Source organism: Streptomyces alboflavus (assembly GCF_000716675.1).
Lineage (GTDB): Bacteria > Actinomycetota > Actinomycetes > Streptomycetales > Streptomycetaceae > Streptomyces > Streptomyces alboflavus.
Genome location: NZ_JNXT01000016.1, coordinates 70,593 through 82,113, shown reverse-complemented (window position 1 = coordinate 82,113; position 11,521 = coordinate 70,593). Strand labels below are relative to the sequence as shown.

12 protein-coding genes are annotated in these 11,521 nt (G+C 74.0%); 7 read left to right on the top strand and 5 right to left on the bottom strand.

Going from position 1 to position 11,521, the window contains the following annotated elements; translation table 11 throughout:
- Window positions 1-80 precede the first annotated feature (80 nt).
- A complete protein-coding gene (locus tag OO63_RS14205) occupies window positions 81-1,163 on the top strand; it encodes a peptidoglycan-binding domain-containing protein (protein WP_157853998.1) in 1,083 nt (360 codons plus the stop codon).
- 40 nt (window positions 1,164-1,203) lie between these two features.
- Here the strand turns inward: OO63_RS14205 and OO63_RS14200 are convergent, their stop codons facing one another.
- Both OO63_RS14200 and OO63_RS14195 read right to left on the bottom strand, forming a co-directional pair.
- Window positions 1,204-1,860: an HAD family hydrolase gene (locus tag OO63_RS14200; protein WP_030358493.1), complete on the bottom strand. Its 657-nt coding sequence runs from the start codon at window positions 1,858-1,860 to the stop codon at window positions 1,204-1,206.
- Window positions 1,861-2,052: 192 nt separating this feature from the next.
- The gene (locus OO63_RS14195) at window positions 2,053-2,631 is read right to left on the bottom strand and encodes a TMEM165/GDT1 family protein (RefSeq protein WP_030358494.1); all 579 of its coding nucleotides are present in this window, start codon (window positions 2,629-2,631) and stop codon (window positions 2,053-2,055) included.
- Window positions 2,632-3,161: 530 nt separating this feature from the next.
- Between OO63_RS14195 and OO63_RS14190 the strand changes: the two genes are divergently transcribed.
- From OO63_RS14190 to OO63_RS14175, 4 genes are all read left to right on the top strand, one after another.
- On the top strand, window positions 3,162-3,809 hold the full coding sequence (locus tag OO63_RS14190) for an HNH endonuclease family protein (protein WP_030358495.1): 648 nt from the start codon (window positions 3,162-3,164) through the stop codon (window positions 3,807-3,809).
- Between the two features lie 110 nt (window positions 3,810-3,919).
- A complete protein-coding gene (locus OO63_RS14185; protein ID WP_030358496.1) occupies window positions 3,920-5,638 on the top strand; it encodes a DUF7800 domain-containing protein in 1,719 nt (572 codons plus the stop codon).
- A 230-nt stretch (window positions 5,639-5,868) separates the two neighbouring features.
- On the top strand, window positions 5,869-7,935 hold the full coding sequence (locus tag OO63_RS14180) for an FAD/NAD(P)-binding protein (RefSeq protein ID WP_033264125.1): 2,067 nt from the start codon (window positions 5,869-5,871) through the stop codon (window positions 7,933-7,935).
- Between the two features lie 71 nt (window positions 7,936-8,006).
- Window positions 8,007-8,468: a DoxX family protein gene (locus OO63_RS14175; protein ID WP_030358498.1), complete on the top strand. Its 462-nt coding sequence runs from the start codon at window positions 8,007-8,009 to the stop codon at window positions 8,466-8,468.
- A 118-nt stretch (window positions 8,469-8,586) separates the two neighbouring features.
- On the opposite strand, the gene OO63_RS14170 is transcribed toward OO63_RS14175, so the two are convergent.
- Window positions 8,587-9,129 (bottom strand): superoxide dismutase family protein, encoded by a 543-nt coding sequence (locus tag OO63_RS14170; RefSeq protein ID WP_030358499.1) that lies wholly within the window; start codon window positions 9,127-9,129, stop codon window positions 8,587-8,589.
- Window positions 9,130-9,404: 275 nt separating this feature from the next.
- Here OO63_RS14170 and OO63_RS14165 point away from each other — a divergent pair, with 275 nt between their 5' ends.
- Window positions 9,405-10,025, top strand: coding sequence for a DedA family protein (locus OO63_RS14165; RefSeq protein WP_030358500.1), 621 nt, complete (start codon window positions 9,405-9,407; stop codon window positions 10,023-10,025).
- 65 nt (window positions 10,026-10,090) lie between these two features.
- Here OO63_RS14165 and OO63_RS14160 read toward each other — a convergent pair whose 3' ends face one another.
- Window positions 10,091-10,315 carry a DUF2277 domain-containing protein gene (locus OO63_RS14160; RefSeq protein ID WP_030358501.1) on the bottom strand — a complete coding sequence of 75 codons (225 nt, stop codon included), beginning with the start codon at window positions 10,313-10,315 and terminating at the stop codon, window positions 10,091-10,093.
- Window positions 10,316-10,413: 98 nt separating this feature from the next.
- Window positions 10,414-11,031 (bottom strand): LysE family translocator, encoded by a 618-nt coding sequence (locus OO63_RS14155; RefSeq protein WP_030358502.1) that lies wholly within the window; start codon window positions 11,029-11,031, stop codon window positions 10,414-10,416.
- A 92-nt stretch (window positions 11,032-11,123) separates the two neighbouring features.
- Between OO63_RS14155 and OO63_RS14150 the strand changes: the two genes are divergently transcribed.
- Entirely contained in the window at window positions 11,124-11,495 is a 372-nt protein-coding gene (locus OO63_RS14150; protein WP_030358503.1) for a hypothetical protein, read from the top strand.
- Window positions 11,496-11,521 lie beyond the last annotated feature (26 nt).

Here is an 11,521-nt window from a genome sequence, read left to right as displayed (position 1 = left end):
CATCCGTTATGGCCTGTCGAGCCGAGTGGCTGCATACTCCTTCAGAGCTCTGCGGGGCCGGCGAGGGAGGGGAGCACGCGATGAGCGAGGCGAACGGACGGGCCGGACGACACGGGGAGCCCGGGGGTGCCCGGGAGCCCGAGGGCCCCCTGGACGCGGTGCACGCGGCAGGCACGGCGGACGCAGCGGGTGCGGCAGGCACGGCAAGCACAGCGGACACGGCAGCAGGCCCAGCGGGCGGGGCAGGCACAGCGGACACGGCAGCAGGCCCGGCTGGCGCGGCCGGGCCGGTCTGTCCCGGCTGCGGCACCCCCCGCCCCCCGAGGGCCGCCCCGTCCTGCGGCTGCGCGCGCGAGGCCGCGGACGCCGCCCTGGAAACCCGGTCCGCGGAGGCGGCCGCGGCGGAGGACTTCGATCCGATACGCATACGTCCGTACGTGACGCTGCCGGAGCCGTCGGCTCCCTTGCCCGCGCTGTCGTCGGCACCGTTGCCCCCGCAGCTGCCCCCGGCCGCCACGGCCACGCCTGCCGAGGCCACCACCCGGCAGGAGCGGTCCGCGCGGCGGGGGCGGGGAGCGCTGTTCGCCGGGGCGGGCCTCGTGGTCGCGGCGGCAGCGGTGTTCACGGGCGGGGTGATGTCCGGAAACGCCGGGGACGGGGCGGGCGGCGACGGGGGCGGCGGCACGGACCGCGCGCTTCCGGACCTGGCGGACGACACCCCGCACAGGACCGCCAAGGAGCCCGCCCCGCGCAACGCCCCGAGGGCCGCACCGGCCCCCTCGGCCTCCATCGCCCCCCGCAGCACCCCGACCCGCACCCCGTCGGCCACGGCCCCGCGGTCGGTACCGGTCCGCAAGTCCCCGACGCCCGCACCCTCGCGCACGACGGCCCGCGCCACGGGTTCGGTGGGCCCGCCCCCGTCCCGCACCCCATCCCGCGCGCCCGCCCTGCACAGCGGCGACCGGGGCGCCGAGGTGGCCGAACTCCAGCTGCGATTACGTCAGTTGCACCTCTACATCGGCCCCGCGGACGGCCGCTACACACCCCCGGTGACCGGCGCAGTATCCCGCTACCAATGGGCCCGAGGCATCAGAACGGACCCCCAGGGCACCTACGGCCCGGCGACAAGAAGATCCCTGGAATCCGAGACCGACTCCCCCTAGCGGCCACCCCGCCCCCCCGGCCCGGCAAGGGCCACCCGGCTCACCCGAACGTAAGCCTCAAGACCCCCGCGTCAGCGGAAACCCGCACCTGCGTGAGGTCGTCCACCCACACCGTGGGCCCGTACTCCCCGGCCCGCGGCCCGACCCCGACGACCCGCATCCCCGCGGCCCGCCCCGCCTCGATCCCGGCCCCCGAGTCCTCGAAGACCACACAGTCGGCCGGGTCGAACCCGAGCTCGGCGGCACCCTTGAGGAACCCCTCGGGGTCGGGCTTGCTGGCCCCGACGCTCTCGGCGGTCACCCGCACCTCGGGCAGCGTGAGCCCGGCCGCGGCCATCCGCCCGGTGGAGAGCCCCACGTCGGCGGACGTGACGAGGGCGTGCGGCAGCCCGGCGAGGGAGGCCATGAACTCCGGCGCTCCCGGTATGGGCACGACGCCGTCCATGTCGGCGGTCTCGCGCGCCAGCATCTCGCGGTTCTCGGCGTGGTTCTCGGCCATGGGCCGCTCGGGCAGCAGCAGCGCCATGGAGGCGTACCCCTGCCGCCCGTGCACGACCTTCATCACCTCGTCGGCGTCGAGCCCGTGCTTGGCGGACCACTGCCGCCAGCAGCGTTCGACGACGGCGTCGGAGTTGACGAGGGTGCCGTCCATGTCCAGGAGGAGGGCTCGGGCGGTCAGTACGTTCGCAGCCGTCATCGGCGTACTCCAAGGGAAGGGCCCGCACACGGAAGTGGAAGACAAGGCGGCTCCGCCCGCCGGTCAGGGAAACGGGCGAAGCCACTTTGTTCCTCCACGGTACAAAACAAGCCCTCCGAGCGCCAATACCGCAGGTCAGCAGACCAAGGCGCACCTCTGGGCACATCCCTGGACGCACTTCTGGGCACACCCTTACGCGATCGCCTCGTACAGGCTCCACACACCGAGCGCCAGCATCAGCATCGCCGCGATCTTCGTGATGAGGACCAGCGGCACCCGCTTCATCAGCGCCTTGCCGCCCACGATCCCGAGGCCCGCGACCACCCACAGCGCGAGCACCGCACCGAGGCCCACGGACAGCGGGTCGTCGTACCGCGCCGCCATGTTGGCCGTCATGATCTGAGTGAGGTCGCCGAACTCCGCGACCAGGATGAGCATGAAGCCCGCCCCCGAGACCCGCCAGAAGCTCTGGTCCTTGGGGGCCTTGACCTGCTCGTCGTCATCGTCCTTCTTCATCAGCAGCATCGCCGCGCCGCCGAGGAAGAGGACGCCGGTGAGGGCGTGCACCAGTTGCTGCGGCAGCAGGGTGAGCACGCTGCCCGCCGCCACGGCGAGCACCACGTGCACGGCGAACGCGGCGGCGACGCCCACGAAGACGTACGAGGCGCGGTAACGGGTGCCGAGGACGAGCCCGGCCAGCGCTGTCTTGTCGGGCAGTTCGGCAAGGAAGACGACGCCGAAGACAAGCGCCGTCACGCTGATGCTGATCAAGGTTCCTCAATCGGTCGGGCCGCCCCGCCGAGAGTTCCGCAGCCTTCGCGTACGACACCTCGGCACGGCAGCGCTCGGTGACGCACACGGAGGTGTGCGTCGGGCACTGCTGGCCGAAGGTCTCGCTGGCCGCCCACTCACGGTGGGCTGCCTCCGGGCGCCGGCTCAGACGAGCTGAGCAGTATGTCGACGGTCCGGCGAAGAGCTACTCCCCTTCTGCTCCGGCCATCGTACGCGACCCGCGCGCGGCCCCGGCCAGGGACTTTCGGCCCGGGCCCACCGTGACCGGGGCCACATCCGCCCCGGCGCCCGCCCCGGCGATCCCCCGCGAACCGGAGCATCCCGCGCGGGGCAATTCCCCCGAATCGCCAACTTCCGCCCCGGCACGCCTCCATGACGACACGCCAGAACCCTTGATGTTTACAGGTGATTGACGCGACCCTGTCACCCGATGCACACCTCGGGGCAACCCGAGCGCACCAGCATGGCCGCCCCACCGGTCAATGTCCCCCCACGTCAAGGGAGTTCGCATGCCCACGATCTACGCGCGTCACCGCCTCGCCGCCGTCGGCGCCGTCGCCGCCCTCGCCTCCGCCGCGACCCTGCTCTCCGGCTCCCCCGCCCAGGCCGCCCCGCCCACCCCGGTCAGCGCCGCCACCGCCCGCACCTACCTCGGCCAGCTCACCGTGGCCCCCGAGGGCTCCTCCGACGGCTACAGCCGCGACAAGTTCCCGCACTGGTCCACCCAGTCCGGCGCCTGCAACACCCGCGAGGTCGTCCTCAAGCGCGACGGCGAGAACGTCCAGCAGGACGGCAGCTGCGCCGCGACCTCCGGCACCTGGCGGTCCCCCTACGACGGCGGTGTCTGGACCGCCGCCTCCGACGTCGACATCGACCACGTGATCCCGCTCTCCGAGGCCTGGAAGTCCGGCGCCAGCGGCTGGACCACCGCCCGTCGCGAGAGCTTCGCCAACGACCTGGGCCAGCCCCAGCTCATCGCCGTGACCGACAACGTCAACCAGGCCAAGGGCGACAAGGACCCGGCGAAGTGGCTGCCGCCCACCACCTCGTACCACTGCTTCTACGCCCGCATGTGGGTGGACGTGAAGCAGCACTACGGCCTCACCGTCGACTCCGCCGAGAAGAGCGCGCTCAGCTCCATCCTGAACGGCTGCTGACCCGCCCCGGCAGCCACTGATCGCACCGGGGCCGGTCCCGCTTGTGCGGAACCGGCCCGCCCGCCTCCGTCGTTCCGTACCGTACGGGGCGACGGAGGAAGGTGATCACTGTGGCGCGGCTGCGTCTGGGTCCACTGCTGAGGTACGTCGACGGCGCGCGGGCGACCGTCTGGGTCGAGGCCGACCGGCCCTGCACGGCCGAGGTGCGCTGCGCCGACGGCACGCGCGGGACGGCCAGGACCTTCCAGGTCGCCGGGCACCACTACGCCCTGGTGCCGGTCGAGGGCCTGCGCCCGGGGACCGACACGGCGTACGAGGTCACGCTCGACGACACCCCGGTGTGGCCGCTGCCCGACTCGCCCTTCCCGGCGAGCACGATCCGCACGCCGGGCGGGGACGGCACCGACGGCGGGGACGCCGCCGCCCTGCGTGTCACTTTCGGCTCCTGCCGGTGGGCCGCGCCGCCCGCCAAGACCTCCCACCTGCACGACCTGGGCCACCGGGGCGACAAGGGCGCCGGCAGGGACACCGGCAAGGAGCACGACCCCGTCGGCCCCGACGCCCTCGACACCCTGGCGGCCCGCATCGCCGCCGACCCCGCCGCCCCGCGCCCCGACGTGCTGCTCCTGCTCGGCGACCAGGTGTACGCGGACGAGGTGTCGCAGGCCACCCGCCGCTGGCTCGCCGCCCGCCGCGACCTCTCCGAGCCACCGGGCGACCAGGTCGCGGACTATGAGGAGTACACCCACCTCTACTACGAGTCCTGGCTCGACCCCGAGGTGCGCTGGCTGCTCTCCACCGTCCCCAGCTGCATGATCTTCGACGACCACGACGTCATCGACGACTGGAACACCAGCGCCTCCTGGCTCGCCGAGATGCGCGCCACGCCCTGGTGGCGCGAGCGCATCCTCAGCGGCCTGATGTCGTACTGGGTCTATCAGCACCTGGGCAATCTGCCGCCCGAGGAGCTGGCGCGGGACGAGGTGTACGCGGCCGTGCGCGCCACGCCCGACGGCACCGACGCCCTGCGCGCCCACGCCGCCACCGCCGACGCCGACCCCACGACCGCCCGCTGGAGCTACCGCAGAGACTTCGGTCGCGTCCGTCTGTTGATGGTCGACACCCGCGCCGCCCGCGTCCTCGACGAGGACAAGCGCGCCATGCTCGACCCCGGCGAGGCGGCCTGGCTGCGCGAGCAGGCCCTGGAGGGCGGCTGCGACCACCTCCTCATCGGGACGTCCCTGCCGTGGCTGCTCCCCCACCTCATCCACGACGCCGAGGGCTGGAACGCCGCCCTGTGCCGGGGCGAACGCGGCGCCCGCTGGGCCCGCTTCGGCGAGGACCTGCGCAGACGCGCCGACCTCGAACACTGGGCCGCCTTCCCCACGTCCTTCGACGCCCTGGCCGCCCTGATCGCCGACGCGGGCTCCGTCGCGGACGCGCCCGCGACGGTATGCGTCCTGTCCGGCGACGTCCACCACGCGTACGTCGCCGAGCCCACCTGGCCCGGGGGCGGCGGGCCCGACGCCCGCGTCCTGCAGCTCACCTGCTCGCCGGTGCACAACTCCATCCCCGCCTCGATAAGGGTCGGCTTCCGGTTCGGCTGGAGCCGCGTCGGCCGCGCCCTCGGCCGCCGCTTCGCCCGGCACGGGCGGCTCCCGCGCGCCGCCGTGAACTGGCGCAGGACGGGCGGCCCCTGGTTCGGCAACCACCTGATGACGCTGACGCTGCGCGGGCGCTCGGCGGAGCTGCGCCTGGACCGGGCGCGGGCGGAGAAGGGCGGCGGGGAGCGCCTGGAGACGGTGGAGCGGACGACGCTCACGCCGTGAGTGCGGCCTGCGGACGGCACCGGGTCTCGTGCGTCCCGTGCGTCCCGTGTGCACGGTTGCTGCGGGTACGGGTGTGACGGGGCGAACCTCCCACAGGTAGCGGCGATGTCCGCCTTGGCCGTGACTCAGGACACAACCGGATGGAGATCCTCCGAAGCGGGCTTCGGCAACGGTGTCTCCGGCGGCATGATGAGCCGGTCCTCGCCCCGTCCGTACCGGGAGTCACGCTCTTGTCTGCTGCTGCGACCGTCGACCACTCCATAGCCGTCGTCGGCGCGGGGCCGCGCGGCACCAGCGTCCTGGAGCGCCTGTGCGCCTCGGCCGCCGAGCTGCTGCCGCCGGGGGCGCGGCTGACGGTGCACATGGTCGATCCGGCGCCGCCGGGGCCCGGCCTCGTCTGGCGCACCGGCCAGTCGCGGGAGCTCCTGATGAACACCGTCGCCTCCCAGGTGACGCTGTTCACCGACGCGAGCGTCGACTGCGCGGGGCCGATCCGGCCGGGCCCGAGCCTGTACGAGTGGGCGGCGCGCGGGCACATACCGGGGCTCGGTCCTGACGACTACCCGACGCGTGCCGACTACGGCCGCTATCTGGAGTGGTTCTTCGCCGAGACGGTGCGCGCCGCCCCGGGTTCCGTCCGCGTCCGCACGCACGCGGCCCGCGCGGTCCGCCTCGACAACACCGACGACACTGACGACACCGAGGGCACCAAGGGCACCGACCGCACCGACGGGGGCGCGCAGACCCTCGTCCTCGACGACTCCCGGGAGATATCCGGGCTCGCCGCCGTCGTCCTCGCGCAGGGCCATCTGCCCGACACCGCCGACCGCGACCGGGCGGAGCTGTCCGCGTACGCCGACCGGCACGGACTGCGCCACATCCCGCCCGCCAACCCCGCCGACGTCGACCTCACCGCCATCGCCCCGGGCGAGCCGGTCCTGCTTCGCGGGCTCGGCCTGAACTTCTTCGACCACATGGCGCTCCTGACGTCGGGGCGCGGCGGCCGCTTCGTGCCCGGCGAGCGGGGCGGGCTGCGCTATCTCGCCTCCGGCGACGAGCCGCGCCTGTACGCCGGTTCGCGCCGGGGTGTGCCGTACCAGGCGCGCGGCGACAACGCCAAGGGCCCCTACGGGCGGCACCGGCCCGCCGTGCTCACCCCGGAGGCCGTCGCCCGCTTCCGCAAGCGCGCCGACAGCGGGGACGCGCCGGACTTCCTGACCGAGGTCTGGCCCCTGGTCGCCAAGGAGGTCGAGACCGTCCACTACGAGGCGCGGCTCGCGGCGGCCGGCGCGGCGCAGCGGGCCGCCGCCTTCCGCGACCGATTCCTCGACACCGCGCACGGCAGCCCCGAGGAGTCCCTGGTCCTGGACGCGTTCGGGTTCGCCGCCGCCGACCGGTGGTCCTGGGAGCGCCTCGCGCACCCGTACGCGGGGCAGGTCTTCCGCTCCCCCGGGGACTTCCGCGCCTGGCTGCTCGGGCACCTGCGCGAGGACGCCGCGCAGGCCGCACTCGGCAATGTCCATGGCCCCCTGAAGGCCGCCCTCGACGTGCTCCGCGACCTGCGCAACGAACTGCGGCTCGTCGTCGACCACGGCGGCCTCGCGGGCGCCTCGCGCCGGGCCCATCTGGACGGCTGGTACACGCCGTTCAACGCGTTCCTGTCCATCGGCCCGCCCCGGCGGCGCATCGAGGAGCTGACGGCGCTGGTCGAGGCGGGGGTGGTGGAGGTCCTTGGGCCGCGGCTCGACGTGCGGTGCGGGGGCGGGAGCGCCGGGGGCGGCCCGGCGGACGGGGCCGACACGGCGGACGGAGCGTTCTACGCGTACTCGCCGGACGTGCCCGGGTCCGGGGTGCGGGTGACCACCCTGATCGAGGCGCGCCTCCCCGAGCCCGATCTGCGGCGCACCGGGGACGCGCTGCTGGCGGGGCTGCTGCGGTCGGGACGGTGCCGTCCGCACACCGTCGACGGCCACGAGACGGGCGGCCTCGACGTCACGCCACGCCCCTACCGCCTGCTCGACCGCGGCGGCCGGGCGCACGCGCGGCGGTTCGCGTTCGGGGTGCCGACGGAGGGGGTGCACTGGGTGACGGCGGCCGGGGCCAGGCCGGGCGTGGACTCGGTGACGCTGTCCGACGCGGACGCGGTGGCGCGGGCGGCGCTGCGGGCGGCGGCCGTTCCGGTCCGGGCGGCGACGCCGGTTCAGGACGGGGCGCCGGGCACCCGGGACACCTGCGACGGCTGGATACAGCCGATTCTCACGAAACACTCAGATGTTGAAGTTGCAAGTACTAATTAGGCGGACCTAATCTTGGGTCTTCGATCGGTTCCCGTCCCCAAACCGAGTCAAGACCGAAGGAGTCCCCCACCATGACTGGACGTCTCAACAGCGCCCAGCCCTACGCCCTCGGCCTGTTCCGCATCGTCGTCGGCCTGCTCTTCGCCTGCCACGGCGCCGCCTCGCTCTTCGGCGTCCTCGGCGGCACGGACGGCGGCGGCGGCACCGTCGACGCGGGCACCTGGCCCGGCTGGTACGCGGCCGTCATCCAGCTCGTCGGCGGCAGCCTGGTCCTGCTGGGCCTCGGCACCCGCGGCGCCGCGCTCGTCTCGTCCGGCTCGATGGCCTACGCTTACTTCAAGGTCCACCAGCCCGAGGCCCTGTGGCCGATACAGAACGGCGGCGAGGCCTCCGCGATGTTCTGCTGGGTCTTCCTGCTGCTCGTCTTCACGGGCTCCGGCGCGTTCAGCCTCGACCGCGTGATCGCGGCGGCCCGCGGCGAGCGGGAGACGAAGGCGACGGCGGACGCGGAGCGCACGCCCATCGCGGCCTGACCCACCGGGCCGCCCGAGCGGCGCCCCCTTCTCCGTACGTGGTTCCCGGTACGGAGGAGGGGGCGCCTTCGTGTGCGCTCCGTTCAAGCGCGCCGCCCGTCCGCGCGCACGTTCCGTCTCACGCGCGCGGCGCGAACGGCACCGTGAAGCAGGCCACCCGGTCCCCGGCGCCGCCCTGCTCCCGGTGGAGCACCACCGACGACGCCTGCCCGGGCCTGAACCCCCAGGAGTGGACCGCGGCCGCCGCCCCCGAGCCGTCCCGCCGCGCGGTGAAGTCCAGCCACACTTCGTTGGCCGGATTGACGTAGGCCGGGTCCTTCGAGGGCTGCACGGGGTCACGGCGGTGCTGGTAGTGGCCGCCCGCCGCGGCCGGGTCCGGGCCGCACGGCTTCTGGTGCACGTGCACGCCGTACGCGTAGCCGGGCTTGAGGCCCCGCACCCGCAGGGCGACCCGGGTGCCGGACCGTTCGTGGCGCTGCGTCACCTCGATCCGGGCGCCCGGAGGCACCAGTTGGCGGTCGTAAGTCAGCGCGGGCGAGAGCGCCTTGGACGGCGCGAACCGGCCCTTCGCGCGCACGCAGTCACCGGTGTCGCCCGGTACGCCGCCGCTCGCGGCGAGCACGGCGGCCGTCACGGCCGCGGTGAGTATCCCTGCCACCATTGTCGAGTTCTCCCTTTCTCCTACTTGTCGACTTGTCAGTGATTCAGCGCCCGTTGTGTGCGCTTCTGCTCCGTTCGTACGGGACTTCAGGGGTGTGCGCCGCGTCGGAGAGGGCAGCCGGGTGAACGTGATGTAGCGAACATCTGAGCCCCCAGTGGATCTCCGGCCGGTGGTCCGGCGTACGCTGTACAGCTGTTGTCAGGCCGCCACCCGCCGCTCCCCGCGACATCGCGGCGACGAGTTGCCGACCGGGGAGTAACAACGGGGGAGTTTCGGTGTTGGAGAGTGTGGGGGCGCTGACCGGCAGCCCATGGATCTACGCGGTCGTGGCCCTCTCCGTGTTGTTCGACGTCTTTCTGCCGCTGCTGCCGAGCGGCGTGCTCGTCATCACCGCGGCCACGGCGGCGGCCGCCGCCGGTTCCGGCACCGGGCGGGTCCCGCACGACGTGCCGGACATCCTGCTGCTCATGCTCTGCGCCGCGACGGCATCCGTGCTCGGCGACCTCGTCGCGTACCGCATCGCCTGGCGCGGCGGTGAGCGCCTCGACCGCGCCATCGCCCGCTCCCGGCGCCTGACCAGCGCCCAGGAGCGGCTCGGCACGGCGCTCGCGCGCGGCGGCGGCGTCCTTGTCGTCATCGCCCGCTTCGCGCCCGCGGGCCGCTCGATCGTCTCGCTCGGCGCGGGCGCGGCCCACCGCCGGGTGCGCGACTTCCTGCCCTGGTCGGTGCTCGCGGGCGTGGCCTGGGCGGGCTACAGCGTGGGCCTCGGCTACTTCGGCGGTCAGTGGCTGGGCGCGACCTGGCTCGCCACCGGCGTCTCGGTCCTCGCGCTCGCCCTTGCCGGGGCGGGGGCGGCGTTCCTGGTGCGGCGGCCGCGGGAGTCGACGGCGGGCTAGGGCCTGGCCGACGGCGTAGGTGCACGGGGCCCCGCTCCCGGGGCCCCGCTCCCGGGGCCGCGCGACTAGGACGCCGCGCGCGCTCCGCGCACCTCCAGGTGGGCGAGCAGGTCTGCCGTCGCCTCGGCGACGGCGTCGACGGCGCGGTCGAACACCTCGCGGTTGTGGGCGGCCGGGGCGCGGAACCCGGAGACCTTGCGCACGTACTGGAGCGCGGCGGCCCGGATCTCGTCGTCGGTGGCCTTCTCGGGGAGGGCGGGCGGGCGGAGGGTCTTGATGCTGCGGCACATGCCTCCAGCTTCGCGCGTACGCGGCCCGGACGGGAACCGATCACGCAAAGCGCCGCCGAAGTCGGGCCGGATCCGGCCCTGCCCTGCCCGGCCCGCGGTCACGGCTGCGCCGTCGCGACCTTCACCCCGAACCCGACCAGGACGACCCCCGTGACCCGGTCGAGCGCCCTGCGCACGGCGGGCCGCTCGAAGAACGCGCGGGCCGTGGCCAGCAGCACATAGCCGCCGAGCCAGACGAAGGTCAGCACCGCGTGCACCAGGACGAGGAGCGCCATCCCGGCCTGCGGGGCGAGGCCGGCCGGGGCGAGGGTGGGCAGCAGCCCGGTGTAGAAGACCGCGATCTTCGGGTTGAGCACGTTGCTGACCAGGCCCGTGCGCCAGGGGCTGCCCGTCGCGGCCGGCCCGGCCACCGGCAGGGCCCCGGAGCCGCCCCGGCGGCTCTGCCACAGCGCCTGGACCCCGAGAAAGACCAGGTAGGCCGCGCCGGCCAGCTTGACGACGGTGTAGGCGACGGCGGACGCGGCGAGGACGGCGGCAAGGCCCGCCACCGTGAGCACGCCCCACACCAGCAGCCCCGCCGTGATGCCGCCGACCGTCCGCAGGCCGTCCTGCCGGCCGGAGGCGATGGCACGCTTCGTCGTCACGGCCATGTCGGGTCCGGGCACGACGGTCAGTACGGCGAGCACACCGGCGGCGGCGAGGAACTGTACGAGCATGCGCGCCAGTCTGGCACCCACCGGCGGCCGCCCGGCCGACACACCCCCCGCACCACTCGCCTCCCGAATTCGAACAGGAGTACCATTACGGCGTGCCCGCAACCCCCTCGTACGAGTTCCCGAGCGACCTCCTCGCAGGACAGGAGGAGCTGCACCAGGTCAGGTCGGAGTTGCACGCCCTGCTGCGGCGGCTGCCCTGGTCGGTGGAGCCCTTGGACGGCTTCAGCGACGACGGCGGCTGGCGGAAGGTCGAGCGCCCCGCCTCCCCCGGCTGGACGCCGGACGAACAGGCCGAGGTCGAGAAGCTGCGCGCACGGGAGCGTGAGCTCGCGGTGTTCGTGAGCTGCCACCGCTTCTGGGAGCAGGTTTCGGGCCCGGACGCGGTGGATACCCGGATGCTGCTCAAGCACGCGCACGAACACGCCGGGGAAGCCGCGCCCAGCACGTCCGCCGAGGAGCATTGACAGGCGGTGGCGGCGGGCGTTGACTC